Here is a 17,977-nt window from a genome sequence, read left to right on the forward strand (position 1 = left end):
GCAGGCTGTCATTATTTTGATTGTTCGTTATTTTAGTTTCAACGACCATCCAGCGTTGTTCCAACGTTGTTGCTCTTCTCTGAGTTCATACTCAAGCAGTTGGTTTTGGGTCAACCAGTCGCTGTTAGATCCTTTCAATGCCCAGTTATTCTGTTGTTGAATCGTTAGAGTCACGTCTGGGACAGGTGCTTGATTTCGTTGACGGTTGAGTAAGATAGCGAGTCTCAATATACGAATCAGCAGGGTGACTTGTTGCTGAGTAAACAGAGAAAGTTCCGGTAAGTCTTGTAGCTTGAGCGCTTTTCTTTGATAGCGAACCAATGTCGAGATCAGACGTTGTTGCTCAGTATTGAAGCCTGGCATTGTCGTATGCTTAAGCAGATAAGCCGAATGGCGGTGATAGCCTTGGAATGCAATGCTTTGTCCTACTTCATGAAGCAACGCAGCCCAACTAAGCAGATCATACAGCTCATTAGTGACCGCAGTTGTCACTTGAGGCTGCACTTGTTTCAGCAATGCAAGAGCGAGTACTTTCACTTTCTTGCCATGAGTTACGTCTACATGGTATCGAGAGACGAGCGTTTCGGCAGTTCTTGTTCGAATATCAATATCTTTAAACCTATCCTCCATGTCATAAAGAACGCCTTCTCTCAGGGCACCATCAGAAAAATGTAACTCTTTGATGTCTAGCGTATCCATGGCTGCTGAAAGAATGGTGACGCCTGCAGCAAACACAGGCTTTCTCTCATCACTTAAGCCTGAAAGATTTAAGGTGTTGGATGATGAAAACTCACACAAGTGATTCTTTAAATAGGACAGGCGTTGGGGGGTAATGAGACCATCGGTGAACCCTAAGCCAATGAGTACCTCTTTTATTGATTTCGTGGTCCCAGATGAGCCAAAGGCTATTTCCCAAGGGGTCTTTTTATATTCTTCAATCAATGGCATCAAAAGACGAGTAGCCGCGGTACAAGCATCTGAAAAGTGTTGTGAGGTTAGCTCTCTTTCAGCAAAGAAACGTTGAGTGAAGCTGACGCATCCCATCGGTAAACTGCGCATAATTAGGGGGATAAAGCCTTGTCCTGCGACGAGCTCGGTACTCCCTCCGCCGATATCAATAACCAATTTAGATTCAGAAGCGGTTTGAGTGTGTTCTACGCCGTTATAGATTATTCGAGCTTCCTCTTGACCAGAAATGATCTCGATTGGAAAAGGAAACAATGGTTTAGCTTGTTCTAAGAAGTCTTTAGCGTTTTTGGCCTTTCTTAGAGTATGAGTAGCAACAACTCTGACATCATCAAGCTCAAAATCCGCTAGTCGTTCTGCGAACACCTTGAGACATTCTAGGCCCCGATCGATAGCGCTTTCGGATAGGAAGTTACGTTCATCCAATCCATCACCTAATCTGACTTTCTGTTTGTGTCTGCTGACTAATTGCAGGTGTTGATCGAATACCCGGGCAACCACCATGTGAAAGCTGTTCGAACCCAAGTCGATAGCGGCAATACATCGAGAATGTTTGTTATCAATTAGCGGCATGATTTCTTCTCTTGTTTGTACTTCTTGCGAGCAAGTTTCTCCATACGTTTAATATAGTGGTAAGTGGAGAGTTGTGACGTCGGGTAATCAAGTGGGTTTGCTGGTGGTTGTATGTAAGGGTTGCTCATCGCTTGGTCTAGCACTCGAGCTTTGTTGCTGTCATCGAAATGAAACTCGGTGATATCGATAATGGTTTGCTTGATCTTTGGATCTAAAATTGGAGCTGCAACTTCGATGCGGTGATCAAAGTTTCGTGTCATCCAGTCAGCAGAAGAGATATAGACTTTCGGCTTTCCAGCGTTACCAAATATCATCACTCTCGGATGTTCGAGGAAACGATCGACCACACTGACTATCTCAATATGATCACTGATGTTGAGTATGCCAGGGACAAGAGAGCACATGCCGCGAATGACCATTCTCACTTTTACATTGGCTTGGCTAGCCTGATAGAGCTTTTCAATGATCTCTCGATCGACCAAGTTGTTGAGTTTTAGAGTGATGCTTGCAGGTTTACCTTCTATCGCGTTTTGTATTTCATTATCTATCAATTGGTACAGACGTTTTCTAGTATTCTTTGGTGACACAATCAGTTGTTTGAACTGGGACTTTTGATAAGGGTTTTCAATATACTTAAAGACTTGTCTCACCTCTTGAGTCAAATCTTCATTCGCAGTGAGCAGAGAGAAATCGGTATACACGCGCGCTGTCACTTCATGGAAGTTGCCAGTGCCAATATGGGCATAATGCTCTGTATGCTTGCCTTCTTTTCGTTTGATGAGCAGCAGCTTGGAATGGATCTTCAAACTAGGGATGCCGTGGATGACTTTTACACCCGCTTCTTGAAGTTTCTTGGTCCATTGAATATTGGCTTGCTCATCGAAGCGGGCTTGCAGCTCGACAACCACAGTGACCTTTTTGCCATTGTGCGCCGCATCGATGATCGAGCTGAGGAGTTTTGAGCCTTCCGCAACACGGTAAACGTTTATTTTGATGGAGGTTACCTTGGGATCAAAGGAAGCCTGCCTAACCAGTTCAGTGATGTGATTAAAAGTGTGATAAGGGTAATGCAGTAAGATGTCACGAGCTTTGATCGCTTCGAAATAGTTTGGGTAATGATTGAAATGCGCGCACTTAATCGCGGGTAGCGGGCGATTAATTAAATCACGTCGATTAAGGCTTGGGAACTCAGAGAAATGTTTGAAGTTATGATAACGCCCACCTGCGATGACACTGTCATAGTCAGACAGTTTAAGTCTGACTTGTAAGAAGTTGAGCATTTCAGCTGGCATTTCTGACTCATAGATCAGACGTATCGGCAGTGCCGTTAAGCGCTGTTCTAAACCTAAAGACATCGATTCTAATAGGTTATTTTCATTGTCTTCTTGAAGATCATAATCGGCATCACGTGTCATTTTTATCGCAAAACAACGTAATGAGTCATACTCAAAGAATCCTTTAAGTAAGTCATCCAAACAAAATCGAACTATATTATCTAACAAGATCAAAGTCGTACGCTGCGAACCCGAAGCTTCCGGTAACTTAACAAATCGAGGGAGTGTCTCTGATGGGATTTCGAGTAAGACATATTGAGATGATGCATCACGCTCGATGTCGATGGCTAAGTAACTTTGTTCATCTTTGAGAATATTGAGTAGCTGGCTATCTTCGTTCAAGAGTAGCGGAGTTAAGTGTGGCAGCACTTTTTTCTTAAAGTACTTTTTTATCCAGCCACTTTGTTCTTCGCTGATTTGCTGTTCGTTGACCAGAAAAATACGATTGCGTGCCAATTCCAATAGCAAGTCGTTATACAGTTCATGGAATTGAGTATCGAGCTTGCTCGCTTCACTCTGCATTTGAGTCAGCAAGGTTTTCAGTGAGTTGGAGGTTAGCGGTGGATCTTTGAGTAAGATCTTTCGCTTCACATCAGCAAATCGGACTTTGTAAAACTCATCGAGGTTTTTCGAGTAAATACCTAAAAAACGAACTCTTTCGATTAAGGGGACTGACTTGTCTGCTGCTTCTTGAAGCACTCTTTCGTTGAAGGATAACCAGCTAAGTTCTTTTGTAACATAGTCTTTTTCCATCGAGATGAGAATCCTTGAGTACTGGCTATAGAGCTGATTACTTTAAATTAGAATGGCAAAATGCACAAAATCTATGATCTTACTTTAAGAAATATGGCCAACAAACTTGTTATTAGTTTCAGTTGTTTAACGTAACTTGTAATATAATTGTCATCTAACGTACATATTATGTCAGTAGCTAAAAAAAGGTAGATAAACAGATGGCTTCAGCTCAATTTTCATTGAAAGAACGCGACAAAAAAAGATGGTTAAAAGATCGTCTCGTCCGTTTTTCGGTGACATGTGGTGCGGTCAGTGTTCTAGCTGCTCTGGTGTTGATCTTTGTTTACTTGGCAATGGTCATTTTACCGGTATTTTCTGATACTGGTTTAGAGACAGACCAAGCCGTGAAGACCGTTGCTGTAGAAAAGCCTATCGTCTTATCTGTTGATGAATATGGTCAACATGCATTTACTATCGAAAAATCCGGTTTGGTACAGTTTTGGGATCTAGAGTCTCAAAATACACAATCTTACTTTGAGCGTGATGTTGTAGCTAACCCAATCGCCTTTTCTCGAAATACCCCATCTGAAAACTGGTTTGCCTTTGTTGACAGCGCAAGTAATCTCACTTTTTTCTATCCTGAGTATAGTGCGCCTGTGTTGAAAAAGGGTATCGAAGCCGAGCCTAAAATTGAGAAAATCACTCTCCCTGAATCGTTTTTAAATGATGAATCATCAAATGGGGCGACGATCGACAAATTCGCGTTCTCAAAAAATGGTCGTGGGATTACAGTTGCTGCTCAGTTAAGTGACCAGCGAGTCTTGGTTAAGTGGTATCAGAGTGACCTTACTGGTCAGTATATTTTTCAAAAGAGCCAATGGCTATCGGACAAGTTGGGCTTGCAGCAGCAACTGATCGTCACACCTGATGGGCAGACTTTGTATCTCCGAGCACAGTCGGATTTGGTTGTTTTGAAGCTATCAGATAACGGTTTTGATGTTCGTGAAGTGATCGATCTTAGCTTAAATGATGCGAAGCATTCCGTTAAAAGCATCGATTTATTGTCTGGCGCATACTCGTTGTTGGTTACACATGAGGACGGACAAGTTTCCCAATGGTTTGATGTACTCAAAGATGAACAGCGTAGTCTGACTCACATCCGCGATTTTCAACTAGCTGAAGAAGTGCAATTTATTTTGCCTGATACTTACCGAAAAGGTTTCTACAGCTTTTATAAGAATGGCACATTACAAAGCCATTATACGACCAGTGAGAAGCTTTCTCTATTTGAACGAGCATTCGATAAATCACCTACATTAGCAGCCATGTCTGCTAATGAATTACATCTGGCAACGCTAATTGATGACAAAATAAGCGTGGCTAAAGTCGACAATGAATACCCACAAATTTCGTTTTCATCGCTATGGCAAAAAGTCTGGTATGAAAGCTATCCTGAGCCACAATACGTTTGGCAATCAACGTCGGCGAACGATGACTTTGAAGAGAAATTCAGTTTAGTTCCGATAACGTTCGGTACTATCAAAGCCGCTCTATTTGCGATGATGTTTGCCGTGCCGGTTGCCGTGCTCGGAGCTATTTATACCGCATACTTCATGTCTCCACGTATGCGAAGAGTAGTGAAGCCTTCGATAGAGCTGATGGAAGCGCTTCCAACCGTGATCATCGGGTTCTTGGCTGGGCTTTGGTTTGCTCCAATCGTCGAGACGCATTTAACGGCCGTCTTCTCATTAATGGTGTTATTACCACTGAGCACACTGTTGACTGGACTTGTTTGGTTCTGTTTACCGAAGATAGTAACGAGTCGCTTCTCTAATGGTTGGCACGCACTGATATTGATTCCGGTATTAGTGATTACAGTGGTTTCTGTGTTTGCTGGTGGAAACAGCATTGAAACCTTGTTATTTGACGGTGATATTCGTACTTTCTTGGCTAGCTATGGCATCGACTTTGACCAACGCAATGCGCTGGTGGTTGGTTTTGCTATGGGCTTTGCAGTCATCCCAACGATTTTTACTATTGCGGAAGACGCTATTTTCTCTGTACCTAAACACTTATCTGATGGCTCATTAGCGTTGGGTGCGACGGCGTGGCAGACACTTATTTATGTGGTGTTATTGACGGCGAGTCCAGGTATCTTTTCTGCGGTTATGATGGGTCTTGGACGAGCGGTTGGTGAAACTATGATCGTGTTGATGGCGACAGGTAATACTCCAATTCTTGACTGGAATATTTTAGAAGGGATGAGAACGTTATCGGCAACGATTGCTGTTGAACTGCCAGAATCTGAGGTGGGAGGTTCTCATTTCCGCTTGCTGTTCTTGGCTGCACTCTTACTGTTTATCTTTACATTTGCGGTGAACTCAGTCGCTGAGTGGGTTAGACAAAGATTGAGAGATAAATATCGTGCGCTGTAGTTTTAAAGGTTTTCCTCAATGTGTATCAATGGCTTTTAGTAGCTTGGCTAGTGTATCCCGAGATCTTTGCAGCTCCTTGAGTTCAGCTCGTCAGAGCAAGGTCGATCATGATGAATAAGTTGAAGTCATTATTATCTTGGGTTAAATCGGGCTCTCCTTGGATATGGCTAACGGGTGGGGCGGTGAGCATCAGTATGCTTTCTGTTCTCGGCCTAATGCTGTTGATTGGTTGGAAGGGCTTGACCTATTTTTGGCCAGCACCTTTGTACCAATGGCAAGTTGATTCCAAAGACTTATCGTTAGTGGTCGATCTTGACGAAACCGTATCAAAACAAGATCTATTGATTGGTCAGCTATATGAACGCAAGTACATCCCGATAGAGCAAGTTCCACAAGTCCATGACCTTTTGTCGCCTCAAAATTTGTCGACAGGGCTAATACAGCGCTTAAGTATCAAAGTAGCGAACAGAGAGCTTTACCCAGCCGATTTTGTTGCAATTTTGGATGTTAACTTACGTGAACCAACAATGCCGGTCGATTGGGTTGTGATTGAGCGAAGTCGAGGTGGTTATTTCTTTGGTAAGCCGGTGGGTTTTAAATCCGCTTCTGGCACATTTGATTCGAATATAGACCAAAAGCTTGAACAAGGTTTAGCGTTCGCCGATACGTTACGTAAAGAAACCTCGCGCGTTGTGAACCAAGAAATCCGCAATATCAGTTGGCAATTGGAAAACTTGCGTTTAGAAAAACGTAAGCTTGAACTCAATGAGTCAGTGAGTGATGAATACCTTAAAACCTATACTCAAACTAAACTGGAATTAAATCGCCAGTTGGGTGAAGCCGAAGTTAAGCTTGAGCACCTTAGAACGCAGCTTAATGTCGAAAGTTTACTCGTTGAGGATATGACAGGCGAGTTGGTCGAAATCTCGCTCAGTCACATTCTCGATTATTGGTACCCGAATAATATGTCTTATCTTGAAAAGGTTGGGCATTGGGGTAAACAAGTCTGGAAGTTCTTATCAGAGAACCCAAGAGACTCAAACTCTGAAGGCGGTGTGTTTCCTGCGATTTTCGGCACAGTATTGTTGGTTATTCTTATGTCGATCGTCGTGATGCCTCTTGGTGTGGTCGCTGCGATATATCTTCATGAATACGCAAAAAACAATGCACTAACACGTTTGATTCGTATCGCCGTGATTAACTTGGCGGGTGTACCGTCGATTGTGTATGGCGTTTTTGGTTTAGGCTTCTTCGTCTATACCATTGGTGGTTCAATTGATACGTTGTTTTATGCAGAGCGATTACCCGCTCCGACATTTGGCACGCCGGGTCTACTTTGGTCAGCACTAACCTTAGCGGTATTGACGCTTCCAGTCGTTATCGTAACCACTGAAGAGGGCTTAACGCGTATTCCTAGCTCTGTGAGGCACGGTTCATTAGCGCTTGGTGCGACTCAATTTGAGACGCTTTGGCGTATTGTTCTACCGATGGCAAGCCCTGCGATTATCACTGGTTTGATTTTGGCAATTGCGAGAGCTGCGGGGGAAGTTGCACCATTAATGCTGGTGGGTGTTGTGAAATTAGCATCAAGCTTGCCAGTCGATGGTCAGTTCCCGTATCTACACTTAGACAGAAAGTTCATGCATTTAGGCTTTCATATCTACGATGTTGGTTTTCAAACCTCTAATATCGAAGCGGCACGGCCTTTAGTGTATGCGACTTCATTTTTATTGGTTACGGTGATTGTTGGGTTGAATTTAACCGCTATCAATATCCGTAATAACTTGCGTGAAAAATACCGAACCTTAGGACAAGATTAGATGTTCTCGATTAATGAAACCTTGGGTTACCAAGCACCACTTGATGTTCACAACTTGAAGGATGAGCAAATTGCTATCTCGATTGAAGGGCTAAATCTTTATTATAAAGAGAGCCAAGCACTTGATGATATCTCGATGCAGATCCCTAAAGGGCAGGTGACAGCTTTTATCGGTCCTTCTGGTTGTGGTAAGTCGACTCTTCTGCGTTGTATTAATCGCATGAACGATCTTGTTGAAGGCTGTAAGGTTTCTGGGAAAGTGAAGCTTCATGGTAAGAACGTGTATCACCCTAAGGTTGATGTCGCGACTCTACGACGTCGTGTTGGCATGGTATTCCAACGCCCGAATCCTTTTCCTAAATCTATCTATGAAAACGTAGTTTATGGATTGAGGTTGCAGGGTGTGAGTAATAGCCGAGATCTTGATGACGCCGTCGAGCGTTCTCTGCGTGCGGCTGCGTTATGGGATGAAGTTAAAGACCGACTGCATGAAAATGCCTTTGGTTTATCTGGTGGTCAACAGCAGCGCTTGGTGATTGCTCGTGCGGTTGCCATCGAACCTGAAGTGTTGTTATTAGATGAGCCAACATCGGCACTCGATCCGATTTCGACATTGACGATTGAAGAGTTGATCAACGATCTCAAAACACAATACACAGTGGTGATTGTTACCCACAACATGCAACAAGCCGCGCGTGTCAGTGACCATACTGCCTTTATTCATATGGGAAAATTGATCGAGTACTCAGATACGGACTCAATTTTTACGTCTCCATTGAAAAACCAGACGGAAGACTACATTACTGGTAGATATGGCTAACCTCTACAGAGGTGTCATCTAGAGCTAAGTCACTCTACAAAAATGGCTTTCTTCATTTCTTTCAAGGAGCAAGTATGCATTTCGGTCGCCACATTTCAGGGCAATTCAATGTCGAGTTAGAATCGATCCGTACTCATGTATTGACCATGGGTGGGTTAGTGGAGCAGCAACTCTCGTTTGCAATGCAGGCGCTTCATAAAGACGATGTTGAATTGGCTAAAAAAGTGATTCGTGATGACCACAAAGTGAATGCGATGGAAGTATCGATTGATGAGGCTTGTACTCGAATCATTGCAAAGCGTCAGCCGACAGCGAAAGATCTGCGTTTGATTATGGCGATCATCAAAACCATTACTGATCTAGAACGTATTGGTGACGTTGCCTCTAAAATCGCTCAAGGTGCGATAGAGATCCCTTCGACCAAAGAGCAGAAATTCCATGTTTCGTTAGAGCCTCTTTGCCGTCAGGCTATTACTATGCTTCATCAAGTATTAGATGCATTTGCACGAATGGATGTAGATGCCGCAGCAGAAGTTCACAAACTTGATGATAAGTTGGATGCGGAGTACGAGGCCGTGATTCGTCAGTTGATGACGTACATGATGGAAGACCCTAAGAACATTCCTAACATTTTACAAGTGATGTGGTCTGCAAGGGCGATTGAGCGAGTAGGCGATCGTTGTCAGAATATTTGTGAATACATCATCTATTTCGTGAAAGGCAAAGATGTCCGTCACCTAGGCGATCAAAGCTTAGATGACGCACTGAAGTAGGTATTAACTTTAGAATCGAATAATTGCACCAAGGTTAAGGTTGATTGTTGTGTCGTAAGGCACAAAGGTCTTATTGTGATCAAAAATATTCATATCAACACCAGCTCGTAGCCCAAGCACTGGTGTTGCTTGGTAAACGTAGGCTCCACCAAGACTTAATCCATGCGCTGTCTTCTCTTCAATTTCGCCGTTGCGCGTTTTTGTACCGTCATAACTTGCCACACCAATCTCAGCCTGAAAGCCGTGGGTTTGGTTTCTTCCAAACATATTTTGGATACCAACACGATACGCATCAACCGTTTCGTCATACCGATCGCTGTCATACCAAAGGTGCGAATAGCTAAGATAAAGGGCACCTAAATTTGCCACATCAGTGATGCCAGCCTGAACACCGAAGCCATGATAAGAGCCAATTTTTAGTTCTGGGGATAAATGAAGAGCACTTGCTGAAACGGAAGTAGAAAAGGCAGAAAGTAAAAGCAGGGAAGTTTTTATCTTCATAAAAATACCTGAAGCAATTAGCCGTCCGTGGCTGCAATGAATTTTGATTCGAATTGTTCGAAAGTGGGTCAACTTTGATTAGATGTTAAAACCCAACAATTGAATGATCGTAAAAAGCCAGCTTAGAAGCTAATGCCGTTCGGATAAGCATTACTGCTTGAACCTAAACGGATATTTGGCTGGAACAAAGAGGACTGAACGTGGAAACGTTCGGTCCTTTCTTTTATCCGGAAGAATGAAGTGACTCAGACTTTCTCTCATCCTTTTAAGTTTGACTGGTAGGGTTCCGTCTGGGCTTAAAGCTAGCCAACGTAATTGCGCATCAATAAGGTTAATTGCGGCGGTAAAACTTACCCTAGTTGCTCGAACCCCGGCTTCTGAAGCTATCTTAACCATCTCTAATCGCACTAAGTTATAGGCAAGTAATACGCCCCAAAGCTCTTGCTTCACTCCGGCAGAAAAACGACTTCGTAAAGTGACGTGACTTTGCAGTTGAGTCTGTTTAATTTCACCATAACCTTCTTCTATCTCCCAGCGTTGCCAATAAATACGCAGCAGGCTTTCTAGCGAGTATCTACTAGGGTCTGTAAGTGAAGTAATAAAACCTTTTATCTCACCTTTTGGCTCTTGATATAGGACTAATCTGGCTTCCCAACGTGCGGGTAAATTCGGATTCTGCCGTTGAGCTTGAGGAGAGATAGGCATTGAGATGAGCATGTCGTTCTCAGCATATTTCTCCAACACTTCATAGCGTAGCTTACGTTTTGCAGGCATTAACCAGTGAGCATTTTCCGCACTCTCTTGCCACGACAACAAAAGGTCTGCCGAGAAATAACAACGATCAAATAAGGTCAATGAGTGTGCGGGGATATCATTGAATAGGCGCTTGGCTAGGGTCGTTTCACCGACATGACAACCATCAAAAGCTGCCCCCATAATCATTCGTGTTTCTGTTGACATCAAAGCGACTAAACGAAGTTGAGGGTAAGGTTTCAATTTTTTAGAGATGAACCCAAATTCTTCAGCGTTCTCTGTGGAATCTTGACACCTAAATGTTGTCCCATCGACAGCAAGAACATTAAGCCCTAAGTCTTTGTCTTGTTGAAGGATATCTTCGCGCCAAGCCTTTACCGTTGTGTGAAACAGAGCCGCTAACGGACTCTCATCTAGACGTCGGCGTGAATCAGTTAGGACACTGGGTGCAACACGAGACCAACTATCTTCAGGTTTAGGCTGAAGTGCGATGTCTAATGAACTGCATACCTCTTTGATAGACATGTTGCGTTGCAGTCCCATCCAAATAACTAACCAGACAGCTTGCTGAGCGGGAAGTCGGCGTCGTCTTATGCTCGCTTTATTGGTTTCAAGAAGAGCTTGTTCTATCCACTCAATCTGAATGGCGTCGACGACAGATTCATAATTGTCGGCATCTTCAATGGTCTCGTGTGCCATTGCTAATTCTTGTTCAAGCATAAAAAAAATCCCCATCAACGTTGTTGATGGGGATTATCTGCTAACTGCAAGATCGTTCAAGTCTTCTTAAACGATCGGCATTAAGCTTAGAAGCTGGCTTTTTCAATTTATTAGAAGCGGTAACCGACAGTCCATGAGAATGTATCGTAATCTACGTCATCGTAGCTCGCGAATTCAAAGCGCATATCAGTGTAAAGGTGTTGTCCGAATTCAGCTCGACCACCTAGGCCAACAACGAAGCTTGTATCGTTGTATGATTCAGTCCACGTTGTATCTGAATAGCTAATAGAATTATCTTCGCTTTGACGCGCTAGGCCAAGGACACCGTAAGGTTTCAAAGAGAAACCATCCAATTCAAATTTATAACCGATGTCAGCATCAACTTGGAACTTGTAACCATCGATCTCAGCTTTTATGCCTCCAACATTTTCGTCGTCACTATTCGTTGCGTAAGAAACGTTGATACCTACGATACGGTTAAATTCATAACCATATTCAAGTTTGATACCGTTACCCCAATCAACTGTGTCATCAGCTAGCCAATCGTCTACTTGAGTTTGGTTGTAACCGATACCCACACGGTGTTGGCTGTCAAAGTTGTTTGCAAGAACAGGAACAGAAAGTAGTGAAGCTGAAATCAGGGTAGTAAGTGCAATTTTCATATTGGTCTCTATCTAGGGTTAACTTAACTGCACGATCCTTCGTAGTTCAGTATCCGTTTTGACAGGGATAATATTAAACAGTGTTTTATTTTTAGGCTAAGTAGTATTTTTCATAATAGCAATAAGCCTCACTTATTGATCTGTTCGTTTAACGCTTCTTTAATGACATTGCTGAGCCACATATGAAGAGGGTTATTACGATTTTTTTTATGGATATGGCTATAAACCCCCATCATTTTTAAGTCGTTCGTGATGTCTACATCAATAGATCTCAGGTTGGGATAGTTGTTGATAGGGAAGAGGTTGGAATGGGGCATGTACATATCTGAATGAAGTAGAACATCTACTATTGCGAGTACCATTTCAGAACGAAACCCAATGCTATGAGGAACTGAGTGAGCGTCTAATACTAAGGAAGCTTGACTAAAGTTATCGTTCCAGCCCGGAGATATCAGTGAAGCGATTTCGTACCCCGCAAGATCTTGCAGTGTGGCAGTTGATTTCTGAAGCGGATGCTCTTTTCGTACAAATAGTCGCCCTGTAATATCAACGAGCTTTTGAACATAAATCTCTTTCGAAGTGTGTGGAAGCTGATAAGCAACGCCCAATAGGACATCGCCTTTTTGAATATCTTCTGAGGATGATGTCGTCCAGCTTATTAGCTCTAGCTTACAGTTTGGTGCTTGCTGTTTGATATTCTGGTACAGGGAACCCGATAAGCAAGCAAGTACGATTGGAGATAATGCTATTTTTATGGGGTAATCAATGGCTTTTGGATCGAATTCTGTTGAGGAGTTAACGGCTGTCATTAAACCGTCTAAATGAGGGGTGATCTCATTGGCTAGCTGATCGCTAAAGGTCGTTGATTGCAAACCACCATGTACTTTAACGAATAGATCATCGGAGAAATGATAACGTAGCTTTTGCAGAGCTTGGCTAACCGCTGGCTGAGAAACGAATAAACGCTCCGCAGCCTTCCTAGTGTTTTTTTCTTGATAAACAATCAGAAAGGTACGTAACAAGTTTAAATCGAGAGAGCTGAATAAGTCTTTAGCCATATCTGTCCATGAAAGGTTTACTGCTTTATTAAATATAATATACGTCAGTCAGTTAGATTAGTCAGCGAGGTTCTCGGGATTTGTGTTAGCGACTATTATTCTAAGCGTCGAGAGCAGCTCTCACACTGGATATCTTGCTCGCATCAGTTACTGGTATCTGATAATCATCAATATCATCACTGCCCATTTGAGCGCTTGAGTTGCTTTCCATTAGGCTAGGTCTTGTCGATTTACCTGAAAGGTGAAGTGCAGGTACTTGGGTGATGCATTGAATTATCTTAGCATTCGTTGCATTGACGCCAGCGCCAGCCATGATATCGATTCTGCCATCGGCTTGTTTGACCATATCTGCGAGCACATTGATGCCTTGCTCAGCATTAACAGCAAGCCCTGACGTTAGGATTCTTTCGCATCCAAGTGTAATGATTTGTTCTAATGCTACTTGGTAGTCAGAACTTTGATCAATGGCTCTGTGGAACGTAATTCCAAGCTTTAATGAGTGCGCTTTGTTAGCCAGTTGCTGCATTTTAGGCATATCAATACTTCCATTAGGTGCTAACACGCCAAGTACAACCCCATTCAATCCTGCACTTGCACAAGCTTCAATATCTTCAAGCATACAGATCATATCGTCATTATCGAAAATGAAGTCGCCCTGTCTTGGTCGTATCATAGCGTAGACAGGAACGGACGAAATTTTTGCCGCTTGCTTCATCATACCGAAGCTAGGAGTTAATCCGCCAAGTGCTAGTGAGGAGCAAAGCTCAATTCGATTTGCGCCGCCAGACAGCGCGTTGTGTAGAGATTCTAAGTTATCGATACAGACTTCAATTTCGATGTTCATCATGTTTATCCGTTTAAAAAGATACTGATGAAATCATAGCAACCTAGATACGGATATGAATAGGTGGTAGCAGAGGAAAATAGGGGTAAAGTTTGTTTTTGTAACTGCCTCTATTAAATGTTGAAGAGGGAGTTTAGGGGAAATGAAAGGCCGTCGAATAGATATGAAAAAAGCCCGAAGCGTTAACTTCGGGCTTTTAATAGGACTTTACTTCTTAACTGATTGGCGGTGCGCTTTGCGCTATTAGCTTATGCTTTATGTCTCTTTTAGAGAGTCTTCCAACCATTAACCCGCGTTGAGTTCGGGCTTAAGAGGTAATTACTTGCTTAGGTCGTCAGCGTGTTCAGATAGGAATGCTGCAACACCTTTTGGAGATGCGTCCATACCTGATTTACCTTCTTCCCATTGTGCAGGACAAACTTCACCGTTCTTCTCGTGGAAGTTTAGTGCGTCTACCATGCGTAGCATTTCGTCGATGTTACGGCCTAGTGGAAGATCGTTAACTACTTGGTGACGTACAAGGCCGTCAGCATCGATTAGGAAAGAACCACGGAAAGCAACGCCTGCTTCTGGGTGCTCAACATCGTATGCTTTGCAGATCTCGTGCTTAACGTCAGCAATTAGAGGGTATTTAACTTGACCGATACCGCCATCAGCGATAGCAGTGTTACGCCATGCGTTGTGAGAGAATTGTGAATCGATAGAAACACCGATTACTTCAACGCCTTTAGCTTGGAAATCTTCTAGACGGTTGTCGAAAGCGATTAGCTCTGAAGGACAAACGAAAGTGAAGTCTAGTGGGTAGAAGAAAACTACAGCTTTCTTACCTTTAGTGAATTCTGCGAAGTTGAAGTTATCAACGATCTCACCGTTACCTAGAACAGCTGCTGCAGTAAAGTCAGGGGCTTGACGACCTACTAGTACCATTTGGAATCTCCTAAAAAATTAGTTGGCCCAAAACATCTTTGTTTGGGCTCCGTTTCTACGGGACAAACTATAGTACAATCGGTACTATAGAAAAAAGCGAATTAAATAGATTAAGTTAATCGAAAAAAGCGATGAGCTTAATCTTTGCCCAGTCCTTAGGTCTGCTGACCTTTACTTAACTTATCCTACTCATATTACAAAGTAATTTCATGAATAAATGGCCAAGTCTTAAGCAGCTTCACTATCTTGTTACCCTTCACGAAACTCGTCACTTTAGTGATGCAGCAGATCGCTGTTTCGTGAGTCAATCGACACTAAGTAAAGGTATTCAAAACCTAGAAGAGCTGATCGGTTGCCCTCTCTATGAGAAGAAAGATAAAAAGAGCCCATTGGTTTTCACTCAAGCAGGTGAGCTGGTGGTTAAGCATGGTCGAGAATTATTGGCGAAAGGACAAGATCTTGTTGAACTTGGAAACTTATGTAACGGGGATGCGATGCAAGGGCAGTTGCGAGTGGGATGTATCCCTACCATAGCGCCGTTCCTTTTGTGTGATTTGGTCCAAGAAGCCAACCATCGTTTCCCGCAATTGAACTTACTGTTACGTGAAGACACGACGACTAACTTATTGGCTGCACTGCGCCATGGTGAGTTAGATGTGTTGATTCTGGCTCTGCCTGTCGATATCGATAACATGGAGAGTAAAGTTGTTGGGCAAGACCCTTTCAGAATGGTGATCAGTCGTAATCAAGCTGATGGTATTCGCGTTCCTATTAAATACGATGACTTGCCAGACGAATCTGTATTCTTGTTGGAGAACGAGCACTGCTTAACCGAGCACGCGGTATCAGCTTGTAAGCTAACCGACAAAGAGAAGATAAACCCGTTCACCGCGACAAGCCTCCATACATTGGTGCAAATGGTAGCAAATGGTTTAGGTACCACCTTTATTCCGCAGATGGCAATTGATCATGGTTTATTGGAAAACCAAAACCTAGTGGTTATTGATCCTCCAGGTCAGCAAGCGTACCGGGATATTGGTCTGGTGTGGCGACCAAGTTCTTCGCGTCGTGAGACATTCCATCAATTAGCGGATGTGGTGTCTGAGCTTTTATAATAATCCGCTTCGACAACAATCCCTCTGAGCGGCTGCATTGGCCGCTCTTCTTTATATCAGTTCTGAGAGTTACTCTACTTCCGCTTCTTCTGGCTCGACTTCTTCTTGCAGCTCCAGCAAATTGATCGCTATCGTGACAAAATCGCTATCTGTAATAATACCTACTAGTTTGTGGTTTTCTACGACAGGTAAACAACCCACTTTATGTTTCTGCATATAGATAGCCGATTCTTTTAATCCTGCATGCGGTTCTACTGACATAACATTTTTGTGCATGATGTCGTTGAGGGGAGTCGCAAGAGTAAAAGATTGAGCTTGTGGAATGTTTTGTAGGCTGGATTCTTGAGCGGCGAGAACGTCTCGTTGTGTGACGACACCGAGTAGTTGCCTGTCGGAATCAACGACTGGAATATGGCGGATATCAAGCGCTTCCATCATGTGCTTAGCATCGGCCAGTGAGTGTGAGCGCAATAGGGTATGAGGGTTGCGAGTCATCATATCTTCAACCTTGATCATACGAACCTCCTTCTTTTTTATTTGTTGCTATTACTATAGTTTTTTATCCAAAAAATAACTGAGATCTGACGCATTCTTGGGTGAGTTTTATGCAACTAATTCTTTCGTTTGAGGAGGTGAATCGGTAGCATTATTTTACGCCTCTTTACAATAATCCAGTGCTGTAAACCTTGCTATTGCGGCTCGTGTGCCTATACTAGCCCACTGCGAAATTTTTAGTCGTGTTTGCGATGTGTTTCTGGTAACGATTTACTTACCGTAACGATTATCCAGCAACTACGATTTATGATTCGCCAATGGCACAAATCTCATCAACTAAAACAAGACTAGACACATGCAAGTTTCAGATTTTCACTTTGATCTACCCGATGAACTCATTGCTCGCTACCCTCAAGAGGAGCGTACAGCAAGCCGCCTGCTTAAATTAGATGGCAACAGCGGTAACCTAGCTGATGGTTCGTTTAAAGACGTTTTAGACTTGGTTGAGCCTGGTGATCTTGTTGTTTTCAATAACACTCGAGTGATTCCAGCTCGTGTATTCGGTCGTAAGGCATCAGGCGGTAAGCTTGAAGTGCTAGTTGAACGCATGCTTGATGAGAAAAGCATTCTTGCACATGTTCGTTGTTCTAAATCACCGAAGCCGGGCACTAAGTTGTTCCTTGGTGAGAACGACGAGTATGAAGCTGAAATGGTGGCGCGTCACGATGCGTTATTTGAAATCCATTTCACCTCCGACCAAAGCGTATTAGAAATTCTTAACAGTGTGGGTCATATGCCGCTGCCTCCTTACATCGACCGCCCTGATGAAGATGCAGATAAAGAGCGCTACCAGACTGTCTATAATGAAAAGCCGGGCGCAGTTGCAGCACCAACAGCAGGCCTTCACTTTGATGACAAGCTAATGGCTGACATGAAAGAAAAAGGTGTTGAGTTTGCTTACGTGACGCTTCACGTTGGTGCTGGTACGTTCCAGCCAGTAAAAGTCGATAATATCAATGATCACCACATGCATGCTGAGTACGTTGAAGTACCGCAAGAAGTGGTTGATGCCGTTGCAGCAGCAAAAGCTCGTGGCGGCCGAATCATTGCTGTTGGTACAACATCAGTACGCTCACTAGAAAGTGCAGCTCAAGATGCATTGAAGAAAGGCACCGAACTCGTTCCTTTCTTTGGTGATACAGAAATCTTCATCTTCCCTGGTTATGAATATCAGTTAGTGGATTGCTTGATTACCAACTTTCACTTACCAGAATCAACGCTGATTATGTTGGTGAGTGCATTTGCAGGTTATGACAATGTGATGGGCGCATACGATCACGCAGTGAAGAGCGAATATCGTTTCTTTAGCTACGGTGATGCAATGTTCATCAATAAGAAAACGAGCTAATTTAAGCTGGTTATAAGTGATATAAATAAGAATTTACGG

15 protein-coding genes are annotated in these 17,977 nt (G+C 43.1%); 6 read left to right on the forward strand and 9 right to left on the reverse strand.

Annotated features, from left to right (window positions below; genetic code table 11):
- Positions 1–27: 27 nt before the first annotated feature.
- Together ppx and ppk1 are read right to left on the reverse strand one after the other, a co-directional pair.
- The gene (gene ppx, locus ITG09_03360; protein UPR52695.1) at positions 28–1,539 is read right to left on the reverse strand and encodes an exopolyphosphatase; all 1,512 of its coding nucleotides are present in this window, start codon (positions 1,537–1,539) and stop codon (positions 28–30) included.
- Positions 1,530–3,626, reverse strand: coding sequence for a polyphosphate kinase 1 (ppk1, locus tag ITG09_03365; protein UPR52696.1), 2,097 nt, complete (start codon positions 3,624–3,626; stop codon positions 1,530–1,532). The genes ppx and ppk1 overlap by 10 nt, the downstream gene beginning before the upstream one ends.
- Positions 3,627–3,826: 200 nt before the next feature.
- Between ppk1 and ITG09_03370 the strand changes: the two genes are divergently transcribed.
- From ITG09_03370 to phoU, 4 genes are all read left to right on the forward strand, one after another.
- The gene (locus ITG09_03370) at positions 3,827–6,043 is read left to right on the forward strand and encodes an ABC transporter permease subunit (GenBank protein UPR52697.1); all 2,217 of its coding nucleotides are present in this window, start codon (positions 3,827–3,829) and stop codon (positions 6,041–6,043) included.
- Between the two features lie 110 nt (positions 6,044–6,153).
- On the forward strand, positions 6,154–7,863 hold the full coding sequence (pstA, locus tag ITG09_03375; GenBank protein ID UPR53580.1) for a phosphate ABC transporter permease PstA: 1,710 nt from the start codon (positions 6,154–6,156) through the stop codon (positions 7,861–7,863).
- On the forward strand, positions 7,864–8,682 hold the full coding sequence (locus tag ITG09_03380) for a phosphate ABC transporter ATP-binding protein (protein UPR52698.1): 819 nt from the start codon (positions 7,864–7,866) through the stop codon (positions 8,680–8,682).
- Between the two features lie 74 nt (positions 8,683–8,756).
- Positions 8,757–9,455 carry a phosphate signaling complex protein PhoU gene (phoU, locus tag ITG09_03385; protein ID UPR52699.1) on the forward strand — a complete coding sequence of 233 codons (699 nt, stop codon included), beginning with the start codon at positions 8,757–8,759 and terminating at the stop codon, positions 9,453–9,455.
- A 9-nt stretch (positions 9,456–9,464) separates the two neighbouring features.
- Here phoU and ITG09_03390 read toward each other — a convergent pair whose 3' ends face one another.
- From ITG09_03390 to ITG09_03415, 6 genes are all read right to left on the reverse strand, one after another.
- Entirely contained in the window at positions 9,465–9,956 is a 492-nt protein-coding gene (locus ITG09_03390) for a hypothetical protein (protein UPR52700.1), read from the reverse strand.
- Between the two features lie 150 nt (positions 9,957–10,106).
- The gene (locus ITG09_03395) at positions 10,107–11,429 is read right to left on the reverse strand and encodes an IS4 family transposase (GenBank protein UPR52701.1); all 1,323 of its coding nucleotides are present in this window, start codon (positions 11,427–11,429) and stop codon (positions 10,107–10,109) included.
- A 110-nt stretch (positions 11,430–11,539) separates the two neighbouring features.
- Positions 11,540–12,091: a porin family protein gene (locus tag ITG09_03400; protein UPR52702.1), complete on the reverse strand. Its 552-nt coding sequence runs from the start codon at positions 12,089–12,091 to the stop codon at positions 11,540–11,542.
- A 128-nt stretch (positions 12,092–12,219) separates the two neighbouring features.
- Positions 12,220–13,149 carry a LysR family transcriptional regulator gene (locus tag ITG09_03405; protein UPR52703.1) on the reverse strand — a complete coding sequence of 310 codons (930 nt, stop codon included), beginning with the start codon at positions 13,147–13,149 and terminating at the stop codon, positions 12,220–12,222.
- A 100-nt stretch (positions 13,150–13,249) separates the two neighbouring features.
- Positions 13,250–13,993, reverse strand: a complete 744-nt coding sequence (locus ITG09_03410) for a copper homeostasis protein CutC (protein UPR53581.1) — start codon at positions 13,991–13,993, stop codon at positions 13,250–13,252.
- A 318-nt stretch (positions 13,994–14,311) separates the two neighbouring features.
- Entirely contained in the window at positions 14,312–14,920 is a 609-nt protein-coding gene (locus tag ITG09_03415; protein ID UPR52704.1) for a peroxiredoxin C, read from the reverse strand.
- A gap of 209 nt (positions 14,921–15,129) precedes the next feature.
- On the opposite strand from ITG09_03415, the gene ITG09_03420 reads away from it, so the two are divergent.
- Positions 15,130–16,035 carry a hydrogen peroxide-inducible genes activator gene (locus tag ITG09_03420; GenBank protein UPR52705.1) on the forward strand — a complete coding sequence of 302 codons (906 nt, stop codon included), beginning with the start codon at positions 15,130–15,132 and terminating at the stop codon, positions 16,033–16,035.
- 69 nt (positions 16,036–16,104) lie between these two features.
- Here ITG09_03420 and ITG09_03425 read toward each other — a convergent pair whose 3' ends face one another.
- On the reverse strand, positions 16,105–16,551 hold the full coding sequence (locus tag ITG09_03425) for a CBS domain-containing protein (protein UPR52706.1): 447 nt from the start codon (positions 16,549–16,551) through the stop codon (positions 16,105–16,107).
- A 334-nt stretch (positions 16,552–16,885) separates the two neighbouring features.
- Between ITG09_03425 and queA the strand changes: the two genes are divergently transcribed.
- Positions 16,886–17,938 carry a tRNA preQ1(34) S-adenosylmethionine ribosyltransferase-isomerase QueA gene (queA, locus tag ITG09_03430; GenBank protein ID UPR52707.1) on the forward strand — a complete coding sequence of 351 codons (1,053 nt, stop codon included), beginning with the start codon at positions 16,886–16,888 and terminating at the stop codon, positions 17,936–17,938.
- The last annotated feature ends 39 nt before the right edge of the window (positions 17,939–17,977 follow it).

The sequence above is a fragment of the Vibrio cyclitrophicus genome, assembly GCA_023206055.1.
Taxonomy (GTDB): domain Bacteria; phylum Pseudomonadota; class Gammaproteobacteria; order Enterobacterales; family Vibrionaceae; genus Vibrio; species Vibrio cyclitrophicus_A.

What these genes read in the sequence shown, in the direction of transcription:
- pstA (UPR53580.1), top strand. Translation starts at nt 6,154, where the DNA reads ATGAATAAGTTGAAGTCATTATTATCTTGGGTTAAATCGGGCTCTCCT.
- ITG09_03420 (UPR52705.1), top strand. Translation starts at nt 15,130, where the DNA reads ATGAATAAATGGCCAAGTCTTAAGCAGCTTCACTATCTTGTTACCCTT.
- ITG09_03415 (UPR52704.1), bottom strand. Translation starts at nt 14,920, where the DNA reads ATGGTACTAGTAGGTCGTCAAGCCCCTGACTTTACTGCAGCAGCTGTT.
- queA (UPR52707.1), top strand. Translation starts at nt 16,886, where the DNA reads ATGCAAGTTTCAGATTTTCACTTTGATCTACCCGATGAACTCATTGCT.
- ITG09_03395 (UPR52701.1), bottom strand. Translation starts at nt 11,429, where the DNA reads ATGCTTGAACAAGAATTAGCAATGGCACACGAGACCATTGAAGATGCC.
- ppk1 (UPR52696.1), bottom strand. Translation starts at nt 3,626, where the DNA reads ATGGAAAAAGACTATGTTACAAAAGAACTTAGCTGGTTATCCTTCAAC.
- phoU (UPR52699.1), top strand. Translation starts at nt 8,757, where the DNA reads ATGCATTTCGGTCGCCACATTTCAGGGCAATTCAATGTCGAGTTAGAA.
- ITG09_03370 (UPR52697.1), top strand. Translation starts at nt 3,827, where the DNA reads ATGGCTTCAGCTCAATTTTCATTGAAAGAACGCGACAAAAAAAGATGG.
- ITG09_03380 (UPR52698.1), top strand. Translation starts at nt 7,864, where the DNA reads ATGTTCTCGATTAATGAAACCTTGGGTTACCAAGCACCACTTGATGTT.
- ITG09_03425 (UPR52706.1), bottom strand. Translation starts at nt 16,551, where the DNA reads ATGATCAAGGTTGAAGATATGATGACTCGCAACCCTCATACCCTATTG.
- ITG09_03405 (UPR52703.1), bottom strand. Translation starts at nt 13,149, where the DNA reads ATGGCTAAAGACTTATTCAGCTCTCTCGATTTAAACTTGTTACGTACC.
- ITG09_03410 (UPR53581.1), bottom strand. Translation starts at nt 13,993, where the DNA reads ATGAACATCGAAATTGAAGTCTGTATCGATAACTTAGAATCTCTACAC.
- ppx (UPR52695.1), bottom strand. Translation starts at nt 1,539, where the DNA reads ATGCCGCTAATTGATAACAAACATTCTCGATGTATTGCCGCTATCGAC.
- ITG09_03390 (UPR52700.1), bottom strand. Translation starts at nt 9,956, where the DNA reads ATGAAGATAAAAACTTCCCTGCTTTTACTTTCTGCCTTTTCTACTTCC.
- ITG09_03400 (UPR52702.1), bottom strand. Translation starts at nt 12,091, where the DNA reads ATGAAAATTGCACTTACTACCCTGATTTCAGCTTCACTACTTTCTGTT.